The sequence below is a fragment of the Halorussus sp. MSC15.2 genome, assembly GCF_010747475.1.
GTDB lineage: Archaea > Halobacteriota > Halobacteria > Halobacteriales > Haladaptataceae > Halorussus.
Genome location: NZ_VSLZ01000010.1, coordinates 24,225 through 46,982, shown reverse-complemented (window position 1 = coordinate 46,982; position 22,758 = coordinate 24,225). Strand labels below are relative to the sequence as shown.

Annotated in this window: 15 protein-coding genes and 3 pseudogenes; 6 read left to right on the top strand and 12 right to left on the bottom strand. The window is 57.6% G+C overall.

The features are described from left to right. Window positions 1-204: 204 nt before the first annotated feature. The 3 genes and pseudogenes from FXF75_RS21215 to FXF75_RS21205 all read right to left on the bottom strand — a co-directional run. Entirely contained in the window at window positions 205-1,101 is an 897-nt protein-coding gene (locus FXF75_RS21215) for a DNA-binding protein (RefSeq protein WP_163524062.1), read from the bottom strand. 453 nt (window positions 1,102-1,554) lie between these two features. After that, window positions 1,555-2,100, bottom strand: a complete 546-nt coding sequence (locus FXF75_RS22950; RefSeq protein WP_309221884.1) for a DNA polymerase domain-containing protein — start codon at window positions 2,098-2,100, stop codon at window positions 1,555-1,557. A 772-nt stretch (window positions 2,101-2,872) separates the two neighbouring features. Continuing rightward, window positions 2,873-3,804: pseudogene (locus FXF75_RS21205) on the bottom strand (SIS domain-containing protein); the annotation flags it as partial. Here FXF75_RS21205 and FXF75_RS21200 point away from each other — a divergent pair. The 3 genes and pseudogenes from FXF75_RS21200 to FXF75_RS21190 all read left to right on the top strand — a co-directional run. Beyond that, window positions 3,794-4,348, top strand: a pseudogene (locus FXF75_RS21200) (DUF6036 family nucleotidyltransferase); the annotation flags it as partial. The pseudogenes FXF75_RS21205 and FXF75_RS21200 sit on opposite strands and share 11 nt — an antisense overlap. Before the next feature lie 112 nt (window positions 4,349-4,460). Further along, window positions 4,461-5,228: a helix-turn-helix domain-containing protein gene (locus FXF75_RS21195; RefSeq protein WP_163524061.1), complete on the top strand. Its 768-nt coding sequence runs from the start codon at window positions 4,461-4,463 to the stop codon at window positions 5,226-5,228. 75 nt (window positions 5,229-5,303) lie between these two features. After that, window positions 5,304-6,062 (top strand): MBL fold metallo-hydrolase, encoded by a 759-nt coding sequence (locus FXF75_RS21190; protein ID WP_163524060.1) that lies wholly within the window; start codon window positions 5,304-5,306, stop codon window positions 6,060-6,062. A gap of 277 nt (window positions 6,063-6,339) precedes the next feature. Here the strand turns inward: FXF75_RS21190 and FXF75_RS23590 are convergent, their stop codons facing one another. Next, window positions 6,340-6,570 carry a hypothetical protein gene (locus FXF75_RS23590; RefSeq protein ID WP_375335561.1) on the bottom strand — a complete coding sequence of 77 codons (231 nt, stop codon included), beginning with the start codon at window positions 6,568-6,570 and terminating at the stop codon, window positions 6,340-6,342. An 80-nt stretch (window positions 6,571-6,650) separates the two neighbouring features. Beyond that, window positions 6,651-7,268, bottom strand: coding sequence for a DUF6735 family protein (locus FXF75_RS21185; RefSeq protein ID WP_163524059.1), 618 nt, complete (start codon window positions 7,266-7,268; stop codon window positions 6,651-6,653). Between the two features lie 1,206 nt (window positions 7,269-8,474). Here FXF75_RS21185 and FXF75_RS21180 point away from each other — a divergent pair. The 3 genes from FXF75_RS21180 to FXF75_RS21170 are packed head-to-tail and all read left to right on the top strand — an operon-like array spanning window position 8,475 to window position 11,420. Then, window positions 8,475-9,248: a hypothetical protein gene (locus FXF75_RS21180; protein WP_163524058.1), complete on the top strand. Its 774-nt coding sequence runs from the start codon at window positions 8,475-8,477 to the stop codon at window positions 9,246-9,248. Between the two features lie 46 nt (window positions 9,249-9,294). Beyond that, on the top strand, window positions 9,295-10,650 hold the full coding sequence (locus tag FXF75_RS21175) for a hypothetical protein (RefSeq protein ID WP_163524057.1): 1,356 nt from the start codon (window positions 9,295-9,297) through the stop codon (window positions 10,648-10,650). Then, the gene (locus FXF75_RS21170; protein ID WP_163524056.1) at window positions 10,644-11,420 is read left to right on the top strand and encodes a hypothetical protein; all 777 of its coding nucleotides are present in this window, start codon (window positions 10,644-10,646) and stop codon (window positions 11,418-11,420) included. Before FXF75_RS21175 ends, FXF75_RS21170 begins: the two co-directional genes overlap by 7 nt. A gap of 17 nt (window positions 11,421-11,437) precedes the next feature. Here the strand turns inward: FXF75_RS21170 and FXF75_RS22270 are convergent, their stop codons facing one another. The 7 genes and pseudogenes from FXF75_RS22270 to FXF75_RS21140 all read right to left on the bottom strand — a co-directional run bounded on the left by FXF75_RS22270 (window position 11,438) and on the right by FXF75_RS21140 (window position 22,750). After that, window positions 11,438-11,575 (bottom strand): hypothetical protein, encoded by a 138-nt coding sequence (locus tag FXF75_RS22270; RefSeq protein WP_205428002.1) that lies wholly within the window; start codon window positions 11,573-11,575, stop codon window positions 11,438-11,440. Between the two features lie 222 nt (window positions 11,576-11,797). After that, on the bottom strand, window positions 11,798-13,069 hold the full coding sequence (locus tag FXF75_RS21165) for a hypothetical protein (protein WP_163524055.1): 1,272 nt from the start codon (window positions 13,067-13,069) through the stop codon (window positions 11,798-11,800). Window positions 13,070-13,423: 354 nt separating this feature from the next. After that, complete coding sequence (locus tag FXF75_RS21160; RefSeq protein ID WP_163524054.1) at window positions 13,424-16,465, bottom strand: type IV secretion system DNA-binding domain-containing protein; 3,042 nt, start codon at window positions 16,463-16,465, stop codon at window positions 13,424-13,426. Then, window positions 16,455-17,588: a hypothetical protein gene (locus FXF75_RS21155; protein WP_205427988.1), complete on the bottom strand. Its 1,134-nt coding sequence runs from the start codon at window positions 17,586-17,588 to the stop codon at window positions 16,455-16,457. Before FXF75_RS21155 ends, FXF75_RS21160 begins: the two co-directional genes overlap by 11 nt. Beyond that, window positions 17,581-20,843 (bottom strand): annotated as a pseudogene (locus FXF75_RS23585) (TraM recognition domain-containing protein). The gene FXF75_RS21155 and the pseudogene FXF75_RS23585 overlap by 8 nt, the downstream one beginning before the upstream one ends. A gap of 6 nt (window positions 20,844-20,849) precedes the next feature. Further along, on the bottom strand, window positions 20,850-22,046 hold the full coding sequence (locus FXF75_RS21145; RefSeq protein WP_163524052.1) for a hypothetical protein: 1,197 nt from the start codon (window positions 22,044-22,046) through the stop codon (window positions 20,850-20,852). Beyond that, complete coding sequence (locus FXF75_RS21140) at window positions 22,046-22,750, bottom strand: hypothetical protein (RefSeq protein WP_205427976.1); 705 nt, start codon at window positions 22,748-22,750, stop codon at window positions 22,046-22,048. Before FXF75_RS21140 ends, FXF75_RS21145 begins: the two co-directional genes overlap by 1 nt. Between the last annotated feature and the right edge of the window lie 8 nt (window positions 22,751-22,758).

Here is a 22,758-nt window from a genome sequence, read left to right as displayed (position 1 = left end):
AGGTACGATTCTACCATCTATAGTGGACAAAAGACAGAAGGATGGAAACAATTGTATCCTTCTATCTGTAAGATACAAAGGACCTCAACGGAGTCACTCAGCAAGGTTGTGGCTGCGCGCGCAGCGAAGCGAGCACGGAGCGGAGGGTGGGGCGGCGGGGTCTGGGTCTGGTCCGGCACACAGCAAAAAGGGGGCGTGCTCGGGCTATTCCCACCAGCGACCGCGCTCAGGGAACAGGATGGTGCTCCACCCGGTCACGGCGAGTGAGACACGTCCCTCGTACCAGTTCCGGGCCGCTCCGCGGATGCACACCTGCTCGCCTTCCTCCATCCACGGCGCATTCGAGTTCTCCCAGACTGTGACCCGAGTTCGCCCGCTTTCGTCTTCAATGAGGCCAACTTGCGCGATACTTGGATGTGAGGGCTCCCACAATGTGTCGACACGCCCGGAGATGCTCACCTCCTTGCGATTCACGTCCTCAAGTTCCCCAATCGGAATCACCTGTCCCGGCGCTGTCTGCAACTCTTCGTGAACGCCGACGACCGCACTCATCAGGCTTGCCCCTTCGACCACGCGCTCGGCCAGTCGCCGACTGATCGCCGCTTTCGTCCACCCATCCAGCTTCTCGCTCAATCGCTTCGTCTGCTTGTTCACGCTCGCTAGCTCGTCTTGGGATAACTCTTCGCGTGCGTCTGGACGCTCCGGGTCTGCCATTGGGTCTACGCTCGCCGCCCGCCTCTGGAACTCTCGACGTCGCTCTTTGCTCCGCTCTGCCGCGATGTCTCGTGCTCGCTTCGCCCGGCCATCCTGCTTACTGACTTTAGCTCTGACGCTGATGCGCTCCAGTTCTGCTTCCTGCGCCCGAATGCGCTCTTCCTGTTCGAGGGTCGCACCCTGAATTCGTTCTTTGTTCGTCTCCTTGATTCCGTCCGGATGGTTCGCATCCACCTTCGCTTGGGTTTCCTGCTCAACCGTCGCCCTGAGTTTGGGTGTCTCCTCGACGACCTCGAAGCCATCCGCATCGACTTCTGCTTCGTCCGCCTGTTTGAGTGCCTGTTCATCGACCGAAACGACCTTGCCGCTTGCGTTGTTACTAGACATTGGTCTTCACGGACCTGAAGGCGCTCACGCGCCCGACACCGCGATGCCCTTACATCGCGGATTTCCTCGACAACCACAACCAACAGACTCATCTGCGCTCTCGCTCGCGCCTTCGCGCGCCCCCTTGGGCGCGAGCGAGAGCGCACCCATGACAGTGAATCAGCCAGCGCCGCGCGCCGACCCGGCCGCCGCGAGCGTCCAGCGGAGTATGCGTCGCGGGGTGAGCACCGACGGCGCGCAACCCCCGGCGGATACCCGCTGGCGTCGAGACCAGATTCACTTTAGCCCGGCAGTCCGCCCGCTACTGCAGGCAGACCGCCCGGAATGGTCGGTCGCGAGCGACGCGGCGGCTGGCACGCGGCGAGCGGACGGGCCGTAACGAAGGGTCTACTCAACCGGCCTTGTCGCCCGTTTACACAGCGGACATCCTGGAGGACTCAAGAATGAGAACTTCTACTGTTGCTCGCAAGACCGTGTCTTCTCGGGCGAGACGTTGTACTCGCAGATGATGTTCGGGTAGAGCGACGAGAAATCGAGTTCGTGGACCTCCTCGTGAACGCCCACGTCAGGGGCGAACGTAAAGCCGCCGCGGTCGGCGTCGTTCAACTGACGCATCGTCTTGAACTGCTTGGGTCGCCACGCCTGCCACGGGACCAGCACGTCGCGGGACAGCGCCTTGCGTATCTGAACCGCGGTCAGGACGTTCCCGATGGACGCCCACGAGAGTTCCTGAAGCGGTTTGCCCGACCGTCGAACGAGGTCGATGCACCCGGCGATGTTCGTCTCGTCGTAGAAGAGCGTGTTCGACCGGTTGATTACGACGCGGCCGGGCACGTTGTATCGGGCGGGAGAGTGGCCAACCTGTCCGTAGCTGGTGTACGTCGATTCCCGAGCGAGTTGCTGGAAGCCCGGCCGCCGTCCGAGTTGGAGGTCGTAACCCAACCGGTCGGCCAGCGAATGTAACTCGGCCAGCAACGCCGCCGAATCCACGACCAACACGTCCGGGTCCTCGCGGCCGACAATCTCCTCGACGCGCGGAAGCGCACGGTCCGGCGACCGACCTGCTCGCCGCCGACCGTCAACGCGGGTACCTCGCCATCGCCGAACTCGTGCGCTCGCCCTTCGATAGCGACCGTCGAGACCTCATGTTCGGGCGTGGGCGAACACCCCTGTTCGAGACAGTACCGGAACTCTCGCGAGAAGTCTACGTTGAAGCACCGATACTCGCCGGGGTCGCCCCACTCGTGGACCTACTGTGCGAGTTGCGACACCTCCTCGACGGTCGTCACATCGACGCGAAGCACCTGCTCGGCGTCGTGGCGGAAGCCCGGTCGCCACTTCTCGACGCTCGTTCGAGCGACCGTCGGAAACGTACCATTTGCCGGGCGGAGTTCCTTGAAGGTTAGTCCGCCTGATTGTCTGTTTTATCGGTCGATGATTTCTCTGTTAGCGGAGTTTGACCACAACCAACACAGACATAGCGATTATCGATCGTCTGCGTAACCGGGGCGTTACAAGAGATGCACTTCATTGCAGCGTCGCGAACCGTTCGCGGATACCGGGCCATTGTATGAATCTCCCCATTCAGCATTCATAATTCTTACTTGATACGAAGGAGATGCTGAAGGCTGGCGGGTAGCGCGTCGTCCATCGGACAGTGAATGACAGTTGGATGGCACCCTACGGAAGCGTCGTATAGAAGTCGCTGGCGTTTGACTCAGTGAATGGACTTTTATCGATGTACAGCCCAGAATAGTGGGTCTCAGAACCGCTATTCAACGGTGACACTTTTAGCGAGGTGTCTTGGCTTATCGATAGATCGTCCGAGCTTATTTGCCGAATGATAGGCAACCAACTGAAGTTGGATATTCGCTAAAATTGGGGAGAGTCGAGGATGCGTTTTGGGGATTTCAAGGACATGGTCGGCATATCTTCTCACATCGGATTGCCCATCCGTGACGGCGACCACAGGTGCCCCACGAGCCTCAACTTCCTTCACGTTCCCAATGGTCTTTTGGGTCCTGTCACCGGTGCCAGTGACCGTCGTAAATACTGGGGTCTGTTCGGTGACAAGTGCGAGCGGTCCGTGCTTAAGCTCCCACTTGCAAAGCCTTCCGCATGCTCGTAGGTGATTTCCTTGAACTTGAGAGCACCTTCAAGGGCAACGGGGTAGTGATAATCCCGGCCAATGAAGAAGTACGCGTCTGCGTTAAACATCTGATTGGCGACATACTCCGCCTGAGAAGAATCAAGAATCATCTGGACCTTCCGGGGGAGGTCACGGAGTTCTGTGAGAAGTCCCTGCGGGGAATGGTTTGCCGACGGATTCGGCGAGAGCGTTAACGCGAGCAAGTTGAGCGCCAGCACTTGCGAGGAGAACGTCTTTGTGGCCGCGACCCCGATCTCAGGTCCTGCACGAATGTAGAGAACATCGTTACATTCCCGAGCTGCGGTTGACCCTACGACGTTGGTCACGGCCAGCGTCTGAACGTCACCTCGATTTTGAGCCGTACGGAGCGCACTCAATGTATCTGCAGTCTCCCCGCTCTGGGTCACGCCAACGACAAGACTGTCGTCTGCAAATGGCGGTGGCGAGGTCGCGTACTCGCTTGCGAGGAAGGCGTGAGTGGGGATGTTTCGCTCGCGAAGTAGTGACGCTCCGTACAGTGCTGCATGGTAGGAGGTTCCGCAAGCGACGAGCTGCGTCGAGAACAACGATGGGTGTCGCCTCGACATCTTCAACCAGCAAGTCGCGAACAAGCTCGTGCTCACCGATGGTATGCAAGAGCGCAGCGAGCCGTTCCTCGACACGGATCGACTGACGGTCCGACTGGTCAGCACTGAGGATATCTTCCTGTTCAAACTAATCGCGGGCCGCGACGACGACATCGAGGATATGAATATGCTCGTGCAGGCCAGCCTCGATTACGGCATCGTCCGGGATGAACTCGAAGCCCAGATCGAACGCCTAAGTGACGATCAGTTCGCAACGTTCGCGAACGAGACTCTGGTCGAACTCGAGGAGCGGTACGGGGTGACCACGCCGATCGAAGCCCGTGTCCGAGAGCTCACGAATAGGTACTACCGGGGGATTGAAGTCCTCCAGGCACTCAACGATTCGATGACTGTCGACGAACTGGCCGCGGAACTGGAGTTGGATACCGACGAGGTTCACGACCGACTCGCGTATCTCTTAACGTTCGACCGGATCCATCGAGATGGCGACACAGTCCGTCCCGTGGAGTAGATAACTCTCAACATCGTCAGCTAAAACGGCAACTGATGACGGCTGTCGTCACTAGATGATTCGCGGGTTGCGTCAAGCAGGTTTTATCCAGCAAGCCCGAACGGACGGTATCATGCGGGAGTTCGTCTTCACAGTCGAATACGAGAAGGGGGCTGATGGGGTGATGGATCTCTTCATCGACAATCCGGATCTGTATGCCCGGTCAATGGAGATCAATACGACTAGCGAGGCAGTGTGGGGTATTGAGAAGGTCGTCGGCCCCGCTGCTGTCCTCGACGAGTTCGACGACGCGCTGGAACGCGTCGCTGATACTCCGGGCACAACCGGAATGTGCGGGGCACCCGTGACTGAATACGAATACACGATCCTCTCGTCTAATGCGGAATCACGGAAGATTCACTGGCTTCGCCGAGAGGGTGATGGTCCACGGTCGATTCCCTTGGTCGCGGCGAAGCACATCGGAGAGGGATTGATAATGCGCACGGAACGGCGTGGCGACCAATACCGGTGGCGGATGCTTATCGACGGGACAGTATCAGAGATTCACGAGGAAGTCCAAGCGAACCTGCGAAAGGGACTGTCGCTTACTGTTGAACGACTCGGCACGCCGCCGTGCTTGCTCGAAGACGGTCGCGTCCAGCAAACTCTCACGCCCGAACAGAAGTCAGCACTTGAGGTTGCAATCAAACGTGGATACTACGAAGAGCCACGGCAGCAATCGGTTACGGAAATCGCTGAAGACGTCGGAGTGTCACGGTCGACGTTCCAGTACCGTCTTAATCGGGCCGAAGCGTGGCTGGCGCAACAGTTCGCTGCCGATTCGCTCGATGTTGACCTAGACGTGGATCTCGATCCCGAGGACATCGAGTTCATCCAGTAGACAGTACGTCGAACTCCTCGACGGTTGGAATATGTCGAAGTAAATCCCACCCCGGAGGATCTCGTAGGCCCGGATATGGCAACGACTGGTGCTAGTGTTCAGTTGATTCGCAACGCGACTATCCTCCTGGATATCGGTGACACGACGTTTCTTGTGGATCCGATGTTCACGCCGCAGGGCGAGATGCCGACGGTGACAGACAACCCGGCAGTTCCGGAGTTCCTCACCACGGCGAATCAGGACCGGAATCCGCTTATTCCGCTGCCTGACGTTGACCTCACCTACGACGCTGTGGTTGTCACGCATCGTCACCCCGACCACTGGGACGAAGCGGCCAGGGAGGAACTCACTGCCGACGTGCCGCTGTTCTGTCAACCCGAGGAGTCCGACGCCTTCACTGACGAGGGCTTCACTGACGTTCACCCCGTCGACGATGAAACCTCCTTCGAGGGTGTCACTATCCACCGGACGCCGGGCCAGCACGGGCACGGCGAACTCGCCGAGGGAATGGGCCCGGTTTCGGGCTTCGTCTTCGAGGAAAACGAGATAGTGTATGTCGCCGGGGACACGATCTGGTACGAGCCGGTCGAAGAGACACTCGACCAGTACGAACCCGATCTGGTCGTTCTCAACGGCGGCGAAGCACAGTTCGATCAGGGCGAACCCATCACGATGGGCGTCGAGGATATCAACGCTGTCCGCGAGGCCACTGATGCTGAGATAGTGGTCGTCCATATGGAGACGATCAACCATTGCTTGCTGTCGCGCGACGAATTGCGGGCAGAGACAGAGGATGTACACGTTCCTGAGGACGGCGAGCGGTTTAGTCTATAGCGTGGGAACGTCCGTCTGCAACTTACTTGTGTTGTGAGGCCACAATTCAGTCCCGGAACGTGGAGGTGGGCGGGGTGGTGGCCGCCAATAAAAAGAGAGCAGCTATAGCGAAACGCCCGTCTCGTTCAGGGGAGTTCGTATTCGACAACGTCAGTTGGGCCACAGTAGGGACATGAGTCAGTTATGGAGTTCACGGTCGTCCCACAGTAGCGACATTCGTAGATGGTCGTTTGTTCGTTCTGCTTCGGGAGTAGGCGGTGTAGGAGTCGAGAGACGGTTATCGGCATGGCGACCTCCCCGTCGGTTGTAAGCGCTCAAGCGATACCTCACCCCATGAACGAGGGATGACGCCGCGGTGCTCGATCACGTCGGCGTAGTCTCGAAGGATGCCGACCAACACCAGCTCGGGGACGCCTGCTTGTACTTGTAGGAGTAACCAGCGTTCCAGGTCACGTTCAGCTGCGTCGATACGACTTCCGCCAAACGAACGTCGAGTATTCCCAGTCATTGGTGTGACGCGACCTTGTGGGCCGCGCCTGCACCCCTGCAGGCGCAAGAAAACCCACCGCACGCCCCGTTACGGCCACCTCATTCGCAGAGAACGAGGACCTCCGTTTCGTCACAACTCCAGTCTCGAAGTTTCTTGATTATGTATGTCCGTGCTTCCCTAGACGTGAGTTCACCGTCGTCGATTCGATCACCAACCACGTCTTTGAGGGCTTGAAATTGGCCGTGACTGTACTCCTCGTGAAGGGGCTCACCGTCGCTCCAGGTCACGGATTGGATGACGCCGTTGCCCGTCGTCTCTGAGGACTCGACAGTCTCGCAGTCGTACTCGAGGCCAAGCCAGCGCGTTCGGTACGCCGTCACCTCGAATGCCTCTGAGATCGCGTAGAACGCTTCGTGATGGAGGAAGTCGAGGTACTCCGAGCAAATCTCCTCCAGCGAGACACCCACGGTAATCGGGCCCGGGTTGACTGGCGTCCGCGACTGTCTATCCACACGATACGAGTCTGCGGTCATGTCCGATTGAGACCGTAGGACATCGAAGTGGTCCTGGGCCCACTGCGATGGTTGGTCGCCACCGAAGGGCGTCTCCGATGTGAGTTGGTGTTTCAGCCGGTAGTTGAAGGCTCCGTTGTGCGAGTAGTGGAGGGTGTACGATGCGTCTGAACGTTCGTAGGCGATGAGTGCGCGACATCCCATGTGGAATCAGCGGGCCAATTGTGTGCGCCCGCACCCCTGTCGGGCGCACAAAAATACGGCAAATCCTTCGTTTTGAATGGGTGTTCGAAGACGGGTGAGTAGACGGCCGTTGCGCACATATCGGACAGAGAGCAGAAACGGCCGGGATTGGTGGCTGGGTGGGAGTGAACGGGACCGGGTGCTCGCGTCCGAAGGGCGTGGTCGCTCTGCGAGCGACTATCTGGGCTGAGTGGTGCTGAGAGGCACAGATATCTTGCAGAGCCGACCGCGAGCATCCGGGGGCGTTCGAGGATAGTGTCGCTACTGCTTTGAGGAGTCTCTATATTAACCAACAGACGCTCCCGAGTGATACCGAGTGTTGGTTAAGAATCGGGCTTGCCGGACTCGTCTGCCGTTGCGGGGCCTAACTCGGGGAACATTGCAGTCCCAATACCGCACGTTTATATCGTGCGACCAGAACCAATTGGGGCGTGGGATACCCTATTTCTCCCCAAATTCCCCATTGGGTATCCCACACCTGAGCCTGACCTCGTAGACACTCACCATACAGTATTCGTTGGTTGACAGCCAGCGACGCAATTTTTCTACTGACTGTCGAGGCCGCAAGTCCAAACCGAAGGTTCGCTCCGATCTCGATGGTCTATTTAGTGGCATTCAATATATCGGGTAATATCGAGTTCATGGAGGCCCCTGAGTACGAGCGAGCAGTCTGTGCTCGACCACTTCGGCATGTATGTCGAGACCACGGCAGATGAGGAGGGTATCTCACATGCAGACGCCGTCACTTCGCCGGAATCATCCCCGGCGTTCCGAAGTCCCCTTCCATGTTTGTTGACCTACTGCTGGTGACGGCTGGGTCGCTTAGTATCGCAGTGCTAGCGTGGGCAGTATCGCTCACTATTGAATAACCGGCTACTGGGTTCGCTCCAACTGTTTTCTCTTCGACCTCCTACGTTCGTAACACGAATCTTTCAGCCTCAAGGCTGTCGAAGATGAAGGGTGTCTGTAGAGTTTCTTGGTATAAATACGTAGCTTGAGCACCTTCCCACTTTGTAAGGTAAGTAGTACGTGTCTGGCGAAGTTTGGTCGGGAGGGTTTGATAGCCTGCTTGGTCCGGTTTTCGTACTTGGATGTATAATACAATCAAATATAGAGTTAGACAAACTTATGTCTTTGAGCATATCATTTTGGGTTGAAAACCGAGTAATGATTGGAGACAACTTCCCAGAAGCCCTCCGGGGCGGGGATGACACGCAGTCCGATTACCCGGCGGACGAGGACTTCCAGCAATTCCTGACCCTGCTCCAACAGCTAAAGGTCGGCGGCTGCAATCTCCTCGTCGTCGGCGACCCTGCCCGGAGCGTGTTCACCCGTTGTAGCGAATACTTATTCGGAGACGACGACGCCCTCCGTCAACGGATTTTCGCGGTAACGGACGCCCCACCCGAAAGCATCGTTGACCGCCTACCGGACCCGACTGCTGCACCACGGCCGATCAGCGACACCACGACCGTGCTTAACCATGCTGGACCACCACGGTCGGTAACGGCCGCCACCAACCTGAACACCGAGCCTGCACTGACTGGCGTCACAGAAGTCCAGATTGCCGACCCGCAGTTACAGGGCCTCCAGTCCAACCTGATCGAAACCATCGAAACGACTGCATGGGAAAACAACCCGATTCGCCCGTCGGAAATCCGAGTCGGCCTTGACTCACTCACCCCGCTTATCGACCACTACCCTATCTCGGTCGTCAAACAGTTTCTCCAAACCACCAGCACTACCGTTACCCAACACGACGCGATGGCTCACTATATCCTGATGAAGCCATACGACCACAATCTCGTACAGGAACTCTCCAGCGAGTTCGATGCCGTTATTGAGCTTCGGTCAGTCGATCCGGAACCGAACGGCTACGAAGCCGAACAGCGGTGGCACGTCCCGAGTACCGGCTTGACGATGGATTGGCTCCCGCTGTGACTTGCCGTCGTCCACCTACCTCAACATGGAACCCAACTTTCAGCCATTGACCCAGACGGCCGGGCTGGCAGTCATTGATCCCGTCGAGAATCGCCGCGTTTCACTCTTGACAGACACGCCGGTGTCCCCAACTGACCTCGACGCCGACCGCCTCGCGTACCCGATAGATTCGGCCTGCCGCATCACGACCGACCGGCTACATATCCCGTATCCGGTTGCTGTCCATATTCGGTCAGCTAACGGAGGCCATGTTGCCACGGTCAACACGGACATCGCTCGACAGTTTCCACACGATGAGTACGTTCTTGACTTGCAAGCACCAGTCAAGTTGTACCTGCGAGTTACTGCAGCATTTGAAATCACTCAGAAGACTGATTCGGGGCTCGATATACAGTTCGATGACGCTATACAGGTGACAGTGGGAGCCCGGTCGTACCACAGCCAGCCCGCTGCAACAATCACGGTTCCCGACGACCCTAGCGCGGTGATGGAAACGGTTTCTCACCTATCGTCCGGACTAAAGACGACCTCGCCGGAGCGGTCGTGGCCAACACTTCGCGGACATCCACCACGCATCGAACTCGGTTCGGAGTTGGACATCCCCGACGCAATCAACCGACCAGATACCGATGTTGAACTTGCTATCCCAGCAGAGTACCCGTACATCTTCGCGGCCGCACCGCTGGCGTACTACCTTGCCGCAGATCTCCAGCCTACTGACGACTGTCCCACGTTGTCGGTCGGTGAGACGGTGCTTATGCGATTTGGAACTGGTGTCGATACGTTCGCGGACGAAGTGGCGGAGTTACTCCAGCGCATCCTCACACTAGACTGTGTCGTCCGGACGGAAGGCGACTACCCGTTCAAACTGTACGAACGGACGGTGGTCAAGGAGGCGACGGACCTCAATTTGAAGACGTTGTACGATGCCGACCGAGCGGACCGCTTGGAAACGTATCTGGCGGTGCCAGACCGCATGGTCGAACAGATACGGCCGACGTGGCACCGGGTGACACACGCCCGGCCGGACGCCGACATGGTCGAGCTGCTGCCGTACGTCGTCAACGATCTATCGCTAGTCAAGATTGCAGACCGAGGTGGCGAGTGGACGCCCTCGGCTATCGAGAAGAGCGGGATGGAAGCCCTTGACGCCTTCGCCCGAAGTCCGGACATGGAGGCGAGTGCCGGGCCGAATGACTTCACCCGGTCGAAGAATCTGACTCGGAGCGGTGACGAACTACTGTCGACGGAAGGCGTTCCCGGAAGGGACGGGTACGTACCGCTACCGGACGGCGAGACGGTGGAACGGGCGTGGGTCGGAGAGCGGACGCGCTCCGCGGAACGAAACTGCTCCCGGAGGCGTTCGAAACTGAGGATGCCGCCACCTCCGACGGCGTGGTAGAAGTCGCCGTCGTCTGTAATGACGACCGGATGCGAGACGAGTGGGAGACTGTAACCGACATCTACGGGAGCCGGGAGTATCTTCAGGTCCAGGTTGATTGCCGGTTCGGCACCACGACAGAGGAACTGCGAGAACTCCTCTCGAAGGATATGGACGTTCTCCACTTCATAGGCCACATCGACGGCGAGGGGTTCGCCTGTCCTGATGGAGTTGTTGATGCGGCGGACGTTGAACACATGAATGCGTCGACTATTCTCCTAAACGGCTGTCGGTCCCACGACCAAGGGCGGATGCTGGTGGAAGCAGGTGCCTCGGCCGCTGTTGTGAGTCTGAGTGATCTGTGGAACGACGGGGCAGTGGAGGTCGGAGAGGTTCTAGCCCAACTGTTGCATAGCGGATTCACCGTCGGGACAGTCCTTGAGTTAATCCGTCAGTATACGTCGCTGGGACGGCAGTACGTCGTACTTGGCGACCCAGGTGTGACGGTAGTCGAAGCAGGGAGCGGGCCGCCGGTCCTGTACCGTGTGAATACCGCAACAGGAAGTTCCGAAACGGTCCTGGTTGAGCCAGTGGCGTATCCGACGCGGGCCTTCGGCATCGGTTCGACAGTGCGGCCGCTATTCGATGGGTTCGACCAGTCCCGGATTGCGGGCGGCAGTTGTTCGCAGAAGGAACTGACAGTGGAGGAGTTCCGAGAGGGGATTTGTGCGCCTAATCCGGTTGTCATCGACGGTGAATTGGTTCACGATGAATGGTCGCTGAAGGAGTGAAGTGCCTGATCAAACGGTTATGGGCCCGCCGTTCCCACCGAGGTTGAGTCGATGAGACTTCCTGTTTCGGTCACCACAATCATTAGCGTCCAGAGGACGCCCATCATCTTCGGGTTGTCTGCGAGCCAGTCGGCGATGTCGGATTTCTCTATCATGTCCATTTCCGTCTTTTTGCCAGACAAACATTTAATTTTCTAAATATTTTTAACGGTATAAATAGAGAGAAAATTGCTTCATCTCTATCCAATCTACTGCCAGAGACTAATTGAAAACGACCCTAACTGGCATACCCTTCTCGTAGTCCCTCTTGAGTCGAAGGAGTAGTCTATCTCTACGTGAATATTGATGTAGTCCGAATTGCAAGAGCAAAAACTCCCTCAATCTGGATTACTTCCGAACCATTGCTTCGTCCGTTCCAAAACGGTTGCTGATTCCGATTCCGCGTCTTCGCCACCCACACCGTCACCCTGCCGTTCACGAAGCTCGTCTACTTCCTGTTCACAATCCTCAACTGCTGCTTCTAACCGCGCAATTTCTGTTTCAAGTTCGTCAATGCGGTCATTCTTCCATTCGAGGATCGTCTCAAGCTCTTCGACACGCTCGGCCAACAGCCGATTCTTCTCGGCGAGATACGCCTGACTACGCTCTGATTCGTCATGGCTGGCGTCAGCGGATGGGTTCCCGGCTGAGGTAGAATCCGAAGTCGATTCGTCCCTCGGTTCGGGGTCGTAGAACTCGGAGGTGTTCCCAACCGCTCGCTCAATCGTCTTCTCGCCGTACGTTGAGCCGTCGGCATAGTGGACCTCGTCCCACTTTTCACGAAACAACCCTGACTGGCGGAACAAATCGTCCATCCGCGTTTGGTCGCCACCAGTCCAGAACGCAAGCAGATTACAGATCGCCATATCAGCCTCCGACTGGCTCTCATATCCACCCGTGTTCCCCTTCCAGAGTCGCTCGAACTTCGCGCCATTCGACGCGTTCATCGCCTTCTCGAGTAACTCCTCGTCCTCAAGGTCAACGTCGACGTTGTCTGATCCGTCCGTCGCGGACCCTTCGTCAGTGCTTCCACGGCGGTCAGGCTCGGTCTCCGAGTCGTCGCCGGTATCTTGGACGTACTCACGATGGATCGCTGCGAGCGCGTCCTGGCGGCGTGCAACACGCGTCGGTGTCTCCTCGACATGGTCGCCGGTGACTGGGAAGAACCGCGCCGTATCGTACAGCTCGAAACTCCCACGCCGATTCCGACCATCGGGAAGTTCTCCTTTGATAAGCACGTGATAACCGGTGCCGGACGGCGACACCTCCGTGTACGAGTCGAGGCGCTCGATGATGTCCAGCGCCGCGTCGTCAGCATCTCCGGTTTCAGGGTCCCGGCAGTCGTCGAGATCCACGCCGACGATCGGATCATCGTCGGTAAAGACGAACCCAATACCATCAGCGCTCCCCGTTTCGACGTAGTCGAGTGCTGTCTCGAACTCCGTCCACGTCTCCGAGTCTGTCGAGGACGCGAACTCGCCCGACCCCGGTGTCACCGGAATCTTCGTCGCTTTCCCATCCCGTTCTTCCTCCCGCCAGCACACCCACTGCTCACGCTCACACAACTCATCCGGAAGCGCCGATACTGCAACTGCTGACTCAGAATCCATCTTCCTTTCTCCTTGCAGATATTTCTTGGAACATCGCACACCCTCTCTCATGATAGTGATAAAACGGCTCCTGACTCGTGGACTGTCCGCTCTTCCACCCAACGGGTGCAACCCGTTCTATATTAGTTGGTATTTGGACGGCAGGTTGCATGGACAGTGCTCTCGTCATGCGATTTTGCGTGGACAGTCGTGTCCATGCAACGTCCTTGGCCGTCCAGTTTGCGTGGACAGGCGGTAAAGAAGCCAGGTTCTGCTTGTCTTGTGGCTTGTACTGCAGTAATTCGCCGACTAACTTCTGTCGAATGAAGGTGCTGTCTAAGCCACCCTCTGATTGTATCACGTATTTGTTTGATTTCATTGTTCGAGTAGTGTCTGGCCCTCTTGTGTCAGAGTGATTCCAACGTAGAACTGGACACGTTCACCGTCTACTCTCGACCGGTCAGTATCGAATTCAATGACGTTCTGCAGCTTCCGAGTGAACCACCCTTTGGTCGTTCCGTCGATATCGTGCTGGTCAGTCCACTCGGAATACGCTTGAAACAGTTCATCCTGTGGAACTCTGGCCTCGTCCACCCGCCGGACATACATTGCCGTGAACGCCTCAACACCGTCACCACTCGGATCAACGTCCATCGACTCAGCTGAAGTCCGAGAATCAACCTCCTTGGGAGATGAGGAGGTCTTCTCACGTTGTGTAGGAGCGGTAGACTGATTCGAATCTTCAGTTGGTGTGTCCGGCCACAACTCCTCGGCACTTGGATTCTCTGGGAGCGCATAGGTTTCGCCCTGATGGAAGACCGTCGGACTGTCGTCTGCTGGCAGAATCAGGACGACGTAGCTGTCTCGGGGTACCTCTGACTCCGGCAGTTCGTCATTCGGGATGAACGGTCGCTTGATTGGCGTCCACTCCGCTTCGAACTCGTCTTTCGAGTCATATGTTTGCGTCTCGCCGGGTCTATGGACGGTATACTGGCCGGTTTCTCGGTCATGACTGTAGTAGGCTGGAACCGCGTCTTTCGAGAGTCCCCCTTCATCTGGCACACGGACGAACTCTGTCTCGCCATCGGAGAGGACACGCTCATCTCCATTGCGGGTCCAAACAGTCCGATTCGTGTCGGAGGTACGTGGCCGAACAGCAGTTACGCCACCGTGCGCTGTCGCGCCACCGCCGAACGTCACGACCTCGTCGCAGTTGTAGAACTGCTCGGTCCCGTCTGCGCGCTCACGAAGTGGCGGTGAAAGGATATTCTCGACTCGATTTGCCCACTTCGTCTCAGAATCGCCGGGCCGAACAACGAAAATGGGGATTCGGTCTGCTTCGTGGGCACGCTTGAGATTCTGCAAAACCTTCACCGGTCGGTCCGGTGTCGTTGTCTCGGCCTCGATGTTGAATACGGCGTCATGGTCCGGGTGGGTTGCGACGGCGTCGGGTTGATCACTCCCGTCTTGTTCGACGATCTCGACGCTAAACCCACGCTCGGTGAGTGCTGCCTCGGTCTCTACGAGGACTGCATCGTGGGTTTCACCACCTGCAGATCGAACGGACCCCGTCTCCGGTTCAACCATCGTTTCTCCGTCCTCGGTGAGACGGACCACGATATCGTCGTCCTGCAACTCAACCTCCATTAGTCCAGAGGCGTCTCGTACGTCGGGCAAGTCCTCGGGTGCGTACTCGATATCGGCGTCCTGATTTTCGAGGCGAACCGCGAGTTCATCGTCCACAGTAGTGACGTCCACCCAGCCGTTTTCGGCACGGACACCCGCTCGGATCTGGACTGCACGAACCGCTTCCGCCATCGTCTTGTCCAGTATCTGTGTCGGACTCGCCGCTTCGTTTGCGTCGCTGTAGATGAGATTCTGCATGATCTCCTCGTCAGTCAGCGGCTCCGTCCCATACCGCTCTAAACTCTGCTCGATGATGTCATCAACCGCCTCGGTTGACCGAAGCGGTGGATACGGTGGGAACGAATTGAGCAGGACTGGCTCGGAGTAGCGACCGCCATCGAGTGGGAGTTTCGTCCACGCTTTGTACTGGTCGGTCGAGATGAGGTCCTCGGCCGTATAGTCACGGAACCGCTTCATTAACAGACGCGCGTCGTCCACGTCGTTCACCGAGAAGGCGATGAGGTTGTCGCAGTTGTTCTGCATCGCCTTGAGCGTCTCCTCGTCAAACTGCGACGGATACTGTGAGGCAAGGGTTACAGACAACCGCATCGAGCGGGCGCGAGCGAGCATCGATTCGATATCGAGGTTGTCGCTCGCAATATCGTCAAACTCGTCGCAGAGGACAAAATACGGGTCGGGGTCACTATCGTGCTCGTACGACCGCTGTTGAATCGCGCTCCAGAGACTCCGCATCACGCCGAGCGTGATCATCTTCTTAATGTCCGTGTTCTCGACGGGCGTACGGACGATGACGATACGGTCGTTGTCGATGATATCCCGGAAGTCGATAGTGCTCTCGCGGTGGGAGATAATCCGACGGATGACCGAGTTCTCCACCCACGACTTGATGCGTTTTAGGATTGGCCGCACCGTTTCGTCGTTCATCTGGGCGATTTCGATACAGAACTCGCGGACGTAGGGGTCCTCGACGTTGGCCGCAAACTCCTCGCGGCGCGAGGCGTTCAACAGCGTGAAGTACATATCGATCACCGAGAACGGTTTCTCGGACTGCATCATCGCCCGACCCATCGACTCGGTAATCGACTCCATGTTGATTCCCCAGTACTCGTCGGTATCGAAAATCGCCTTCAGATTCTCGATGCGATTCTCGATCTCGTTTTCACGCTCCTCCTCGGTGTCACAGTCCGGGACTTCGAGGAAATTGAGTCCGACCGTCTTGTTGAACTCGGACGAACCGGGTTCGATCCAGACGACGTCGTCGAGTCGGTCTGCGGGAAGTTTCCGGAGGAGTTCTCGGGAATCACGGCCTTTCGGGTCGAAGTAGACGAAACCGTAGCCGCTGTTCGCCCATTGGACCATCATGTTCTCCATCTCGGTGGTTTTCCCGTAGCCCGTCGTGCCCGTGATCCAGATGTGCCGGAAGAGCGACTCGAACTGAAGCGGTGCTTCTCGAAAGCCGCGTTGGGGATCTTCGTTGTAGCCAATCCAGAGCGGGGCAGACGATGTGTGGGCACCCGACTCGAGCATCTCACGGATGTACGAGCCTGCAACAAGGCCCTCGGTAGCTGTGTCGGTAATTGCGGGTTTGTCACCGACGTACGTCGTGTTTTGCTCAGTAATATTGTACGTCTCGCCGAGTCGAGACTGCGGGGCTTCTGAGGAATCGGACTCTGGATTATCGTCATCGGGAGTCGATGACTCAGGCTGTGCTTGGTCGTCGGTCGTCTGTTCTGTGGAGTCGCTGCTATTGAAGAATCGGTCAAAGACCATTGTTTCCTCTGTCTTCTGGGTTGTAATCGGTAGACGGACCGTCGTCGGTGGGACGGTCGTAGTTGCCTGTATCGGCCGGAATGCGGTCGCCGCGCTGGGTGTGTCGCCAGTCGATGTTCGGCGTCTCGATGTCCTCGTTCGGGATGTGTGCGACACCAGCGAGTTCGTCGACGGTCATAATCATCCGGCAGTCGATCCACTCCCGATCGGCCATCCGGGTGACGTGATCCTGGAGTTTCCGCGCTCGTTTGTCCTCGGTCCGATGCCAAACCGGCGTATCATCGAGGCCCTGCTCGGTGATGCCATTGTAGAACTTTCTGAACATCCCAGCGACTCCGTGGGCACGGGCCTCGGCTTCCTCCTTGTCCGAAGAGACTGCAAGGATACGGATGTTGACGTGGAATGCCTGCTGGCCACGCTGTTGTTCGATGGTTTTCGCGGCCTGCTTGTCCTTCTGACTCGCTGGCCGGGTGCGCGGATTGAGCCATCCGACCGAGGTTCCCTGGCGGAGTGCATGGGCGAGGTCGTCAACGCTATTGTGCTTGAAGCGGTCACCACTCGTCCACGACTGCTTCGCTGGTCGGAAGATGATTTGTGTGACGACCTTGCTGTCGTCGAGCGAGAGCATTTCACTGGTAATCTCGCCGTACGGGTCGGCCTCGAACTCTTGGCTGTTGTAATGGCGAATCGGGTAGTAGGGTATCTTCTCCATCTTCAGCCACGCCCCAGCGACATACTCCTCGGGGTTGATTACGGGGAACGCGGGACTGTCCTCGACGGGGAAGACATCGCTATTGGCGTAGTTGTTGCCGACGCGGCGGCGGAACTTGTCGGCGGCCGCCTCGGTCGCGGCGTGCATGTAGAACTTGATTTTGCCCTCGTCGAACCAGACCTCGAACGAGTGGTGGTCACTCGTGTTCTTTCCCCGAAGGTTGGTCGTCACGTCGTGGACCGACTGAAGGAGGCCAGCACCGTCGACGACACCTTGATTCTCTTTGAACGGCCGAATCCGGAGTAGAGTACCAGGCGCACTTTCCGGTCGCTGGACGAACGGGTCGTCAATCTGCAGCTGTGTCGCATCGTATTGTGGCGACCCGAAGAGAATCTGGCTGAGCTTAGACACGGTCATCCTCCTCAGTCATTGTTTCAGTTTGGTCGCTCTCTGCCGGTGCGCTCCCACCATCCGTCCGAGCAGTTGCTTCGGATGTTGTTCCGAGTGTCTGTGTTACGACTGCGTCCACGACTTCTTGCTGTGAGAAATCGTCTTCGAGGAGGCGTGTCGCTTCTTCCTCACGGAGGTCGAATCGGTTCGTGAGTGCGTTGTGGCGGGCCTTGTTCTCGACGAACCCCTCGAAGGTAACGAACTCCTCAGGCTCGGCGTTAATCGCCTGCTGGATGAACTCTCGGTCGTCGGGTTCGTAGTCGATGACGCGCTTCTCGAACTCGTCGGCCACGACGTGTAACGGGTACGTCCCGTGTTCCTCGACGCGGACGAGTGCCTGACTATATCCGAGGTCTTCCTTACCAGCGTCGGCACTCCGCACGTACTTCCGTTGCTCACGGGTCAGCCCAATCTTGTCTGCCGTCTCCTCGTCTAAGTCCGGCAATTTGTGGAAGACCTTGATCGGACACATGCCGATGATTTTCTCAGCTTGGTCGGTCTCGTAGAACTCTTGGGCGGTCTGTGAGAGCAGCACCATCCGAAGACCAGCGTGGCGCTGGTGACGGAACGCGGTTTCGAGGAAATCGAGATTCGCCTGATCCTCAAAGAGGTAGTGCGCCTCATCAATAGCGAGTTCGACGTTTCGGTCGGTCTTCTTCGCTTGCTGGTAGACTGTCGAGAGGAGCAACTGCATCAGGAACGTTTGGCGGTCTATTCCCGACGCGCTTCCTTCGATTTGGCCGAGGTCAATGTAGACGACCTTGTTGTCACCTTCGAGGATATCGATCTCTGATCGCTCCGAGAGATTCGCGTACGCACCTCCTTCACGGAATGGTTGGAACGCGATAGCGAGTTCGTCGGCGTACTGGGCGGCGCGCTCGCGGGCAGACTCGGACGTAGCGATATTGTGTTCGTCCGGGTTCTCAGCGATGTCCGCAAGAATTCGATGCACATCCGTCATTGTCGGCGAGTTCTCAGGCGTGTGAGTGCTGACGTCATCCTCGACGACACCAGCCTGCCGGTAGGCTTCGTCGATGACGTACGAGAGGACACCTGTCTCGGTTCCGAGGTTGATATCGCGTGCGGTCAGGAAGTTTTCAAGTACGGCGTACACTTCGTCTTTCTTCGCAGACAACGGTGAGATGCTGTCGTCGGATTCGAGGACTTCTCGGGATGTCTCACGAATCTCCAGTGGATTCAGCTGTGTGTCTCCCCCGACAGAGATGGTCTTCGCGTTGAGCGCGTCGGCGATTCCTTTGAACCCGCCGACCGGGTCAATCATGACCAGCATCGTATCCTGCTGGCGTTTCATCATCCGCAAGTGACGCATAATGTCGCCGAACGTCTTCCCAGCGCCGGGCATTCCGACGACGAGTTCGCTATGGCCGGTTTCGAGGTCCCACGGATTGATGCGGACCGGTGAACCGTTATGGCCGTGGTAGCCGTATTCGACGCCGTCGTCCATCATCATGTAGTTCGAGGAGAATGGGAACATCGCGCCGACTGCTGATTGGTCAGCGTCGACATTCGGTCACGGCCGAGTTCGTTCGCGCCGAGCGGCGACACCGTCGCAAGCCCCTTCTCCTGCCAGCGATTCGCCACCTTGAGCGTACAGTTCGCAGGGGCGTCCTTGACAATCGAGCGGAGGCGCGTCGTCTGATTGTCGAGTTCCTGCTTGCTCTCGGCGGAGAGTCGGATGAAGACACCGCCACGGTAGAACGAGGCCTTGTTCGCGCGGACCAGCGACCGCATGAACTTCCCACGGTCGATGTCCTTCTGGAGATCCTCGGCTTTGAGGCTATTCGCGTCGTGCTGGTTGACCTTCAGATCCGAGATCCAATCGGCCATCATGTCCTCGGCCGATTGGGTATCGAATGGGTCAAGGTGGATGCTGATGTCCGTCTGCAGGTCCGTTTCTAGCAAGAGACGCTCCAGCATCCCGTTGGCAGGTTCCTCCGGGAACTGCTCGATCCAGAACGTTCGGACGTACGTCTCGTCGTTGAGGACAGCGTAGGTCGTCTCCCAGTCGACCGACGATGGGGCGATAATCGACTGGTGAATTGTCGACGTATCATCGAGGCGGTCCTCGTAGGCGACGTTTGTCTCAGTATTCGATTCTGCGGCGTCGGTGTCCATCGCGTCAACGACGGTGTCCGGGTTAGGAGTCGATGGCACGTCGTCGCTAAGACCGTGTGCGACGACCGGGAACGTCCCGATTGCGTCGGAAATGTCGCCGTACTCCTCCGTGCGTCCCGTCCAGAATTCCTTCGTCACGCGAGCGAGGTCGTAGGCGTCGACCGGACTCACCGAACAGCGGTAGAGCGACGACCCACCCCGACGAATCTGGCCAAGACGAGATTCCAGTTTGTCTTCTTTGAGGCGGTCGCGTTCGGCCTCCGAGAGGCCGTCGGACTGGAACCGGCCGAACACACGTCCCAGGACAGGGACATCAGCGAGATAGGCGAGGACACTATCCCCGGTTTCGTTGAGATGCTCAACGTCAGCATCACGAACTGCGGTGATGATGTAGTATTCGCGGATGGTCGTGCTTTCGGAGTCGATATCGCCGTTCTGGTTAGTGTTAGTGGTGATGTACTCTTCGAGCAGTCGTTTGAGCACGGGCCGGGAACGAACGTCAACATCCCCAAGGCGTTGCTGGTGTTCACGGACGGCATCGTCTTGGTCGACCTCCCGACTAGTGATGTAGAACTTGACGGGGAAGTCGACGGTCGAATTGACGAACTCGGAGAGCGACTCGACGGCTTTTGCCCACGCCTCGTCGTCTTCGAGTGCCATGTTCGCTGGCTCGACTCGCATTGCACCGACGAGCGCGCCGTCCGACCGCTCAATGGCGTGCGGGAAGACTCGGCCAACGCGGGTTAGGTAGCGGACTTCACTATTGTCTTCGCCGTGAGTGTACTCTTTGTTCTTGACTGCCCAGCCAAGGCGTGCGGCCAGCCACTCGGTCAGCCAGAGGTAGGACGGCTTCACTTTGTGGAGCAAGCCGAGGAGGAGACTGACCATGATGCCGAGCCCGAGGAGTGGAATCGTGAACGTCGCCGGGACGAGTGCTGCACCGATGAGCGTGACGAACGCCACGCCCACAAACAGCATGAGTTCGCCGATAGTGTATCCCTGGAAGAACGCGGTCGTCCCGCCGAGCGACTGATGGATTCGTCGTGCACTATACTCGTGATCGTCAGTGTTGGTACTCATAGGAAATTACCACCGTGAAACCTTCTCTTTCGTGTTTCTGAATGCCTGCTTGGATCGCGCCTTCGCCGCCTGCGTCGCGTCTGTTACGTCTGCTTTTGCTTGGTCACGCATCCGGCCGGACTCCGACTTCCGGCGGTCGTTGTAGCGGCCTGCGTGTTCCTTCGCGGACTGAGCAGACGACCCCAGTTTGTAAGCGTTCGAGTCGCCGCTGCCAAGCTGCGTCTGCCCACTCTTCGTGACCGGACCGTGTGCGTTCTGAGCGTACCCGCGATGGACGTTGCGGGCACCACGAACCGATTTCCCAGTTCCCTTCTTCGCCGCTGAGGCAGCGGTCGCCGGATTCGTCTTTGTCGCGCTCTTACGAGCAATTGTTCTGATTGCAGGGGAGGACCAGTAGACAGTCATGATCGAGGCAAGACAAGCTGCGGGGATGAGAATGAGTCCGAGGAACAGCGAGAAGATACCACTTGCACCTGCTGTGAGATCCATCTGCCAGCCAATCCGAAAGAGAACCGCAGCAGGAAGTCCCGAAAGAATGAGACCGGGATAAATGCCCGCAGCACGACGAGCAATTTCTGAGGCGGGACTGAGTGGCCAGATATCAAGTGCCCAGAAGACACCAAGTAATGGAATTAGTAGTGTCAGTACAAGAATTCCAAGCCACCGGAGGCCGTAGACGAGAGCTGCGACAATAAGCAGGAAGTTCGTGACGATTGCCATCGTGAGTACGACGAAGAGTCCACCGACTGCTGACTCAACGAGGCTTCCCAATCCGACCGACATACTGTCGACCGGGGCAAGGGTGAGTCCCATCGCATTGATAAACTGGAGCGGGAGCGAGACAAGTGGGAACCAGACGAACGACCCGAGAAACACGAGACCAATACGTCGGACGAGACGCTTGCGACGATAGTTACTGACGGATCCTGACCGAAGACCGATGTACGCGAGTCCGATAACCAGCAATGTAATCGTTAACGGTAGGATGTATTGGATATAGAACTCGGCATATAGGCTCTGCCATGGTGCATTATCGGGTGTACCGACGACGATGTACCTAGAGTTAGATTTCGGTGCTGGAACGCCAACAATGGGATTGAGGAGTGCCTCAAAGATGTTGTTCGCAAACCCAAGAAGCGCATCTTTTACGCCCGCGAGGACGTTCTTAATAGCGTCCTCAACCTGCTCTTCAAACCACCCCATCAAGTATCACTCCTGTTCGAGGTCGTTTGGGTCGGGTCAGTCGGGCCGCCGTCAACAATGGCCAACTCGCATGAGCTGTTTGTGCCGCCATATTCGATCATCTGTGAGTACGACGGGTTCGCCCCAGCTTGGACGACTCCAGTGACGGTGAGAGGGGACGTCCCAAGGTCGTCACAGTTCACGTGCGCTCCCATGCCGAGACGCCCTTCTGTTTGGTAGATTGGCGCTGACGAGTAGACGACCGTTGCCTCACCAGCGGGAAGAAGAACACCGTGACCGAACTCCATCGTCTCCTGAGACTTGACTCGACAGAGCGGGGCGTTCGACCACCGGGTCTTCGTAAGGAATGATGGTGCATTCCCTGTATTCTCGATAGTGAACGCAGCGTGTTGTTCCCATGTCGATCTATCCCTCTCCCAGGCCATATCCGGGTGATTCCGCGCCCACTTGAGGTCTGTAATCATGAGTTCGGGTTGGAGGGAAATCGTCGTCTCACCAATAGTCTCATCACTAGCGACAGCGACCACGCGGTAGTCACCTGGCGTGTACCCATCTTCGGTCTCACCGAGTAGCTGAAACGATACCTGTGTCACTCCTTCCTGAACTTGCTGGAGCGCGTTCATGTCACCGGCAGGGTTGAGGAGGTTCACCGAATCTACCTCTGTATCGCTGGCGAGTTTGACAACGAGATCCGTCTCGACCATTCCGACGC

Excerpts from the sequence above, each read along its gene's own strand:
- FXF75_RS21215 (WP_163524062.1), bottom strand. The coding sequence starts at position 1,101 with ATGTCTAGTAACAACGCAAGCGGCAAGGTCGTTTCGGTCGATGAACAG.
- FXF75_RS21195 (WP_163524061.1), top strand. The coding sequence starts at position 4,461 with ATGCGGGAGTTCGTCTTCACAGTCGAATACGAGAAGGGGGCTGATGGG.
- FXF75_RS21190 (WP_163524060.1), top strand. The coding sequence starts at position 5,304 with ATGGCAACGACTGGTGCTAGTGTTCAGTTGATTCGCAACGCGACTATC.
- FXF75_RS23590 (WP_375335561.1), bottom strand. The coding sequence starts at position 6,570 with ATGACTGGGAATACTCGACGTTCGTTTGGCGGAAGTCGTATCGACGCA.
- FXF75_RS21185 (WP_163524059.1), bottom strand. The coding sequence starts at position 7,268 with ATGGGATGTCGCGCACTCATCGCCTACGAACGTTCAGACGCATCGTAC.
- FXF75_RS21180 (WP_163524058.1), top strand. The coding sequence starts at position 8,475 with ATGATTGGAGACAACTTCCCAGAAGCCCTCCGGGGCGGGGATGACACG.
- FXF75_RS22270 (WP_205428002.1), bottom strand. The coding sequence starts at position 11,575 with ATGATAGAGAAATCCGACATCGCCGACTGGCTCGCAGACAACCCGAAG.
- FXF75_RS21165 (WP_163524055.1), bottom strand. The coding sequence starts at position 13,069 with ATGGATTCTGAGTCAGCAGTTGCAGTATCGGCGCTTCCGGATGAGTTG.
- FXF75_RS21160 (WP_163524054.1), bottom strand. The coding sequence starts at position 16,465 with ATGGTCTTTGACCGATTCTTCAATAGCAGCGACTCCACAGAACAGACG.
- FXF75_RS21145 (WP_163524052.1), bottom strand. The coding sequence starts at position 22,046 with ATGGGGTGGTTTGAAGAGCAGGTTGAGGACGCTATTAAGAACGTCCTC.
- FXF75_RS21140 (WP_205427976.1), bottom strand. The coding sequence starts at position 22,750 with ATGGTCGAGACGGATCTCGTTGTCAAACTCGCCAGCGATACAGAGGTA.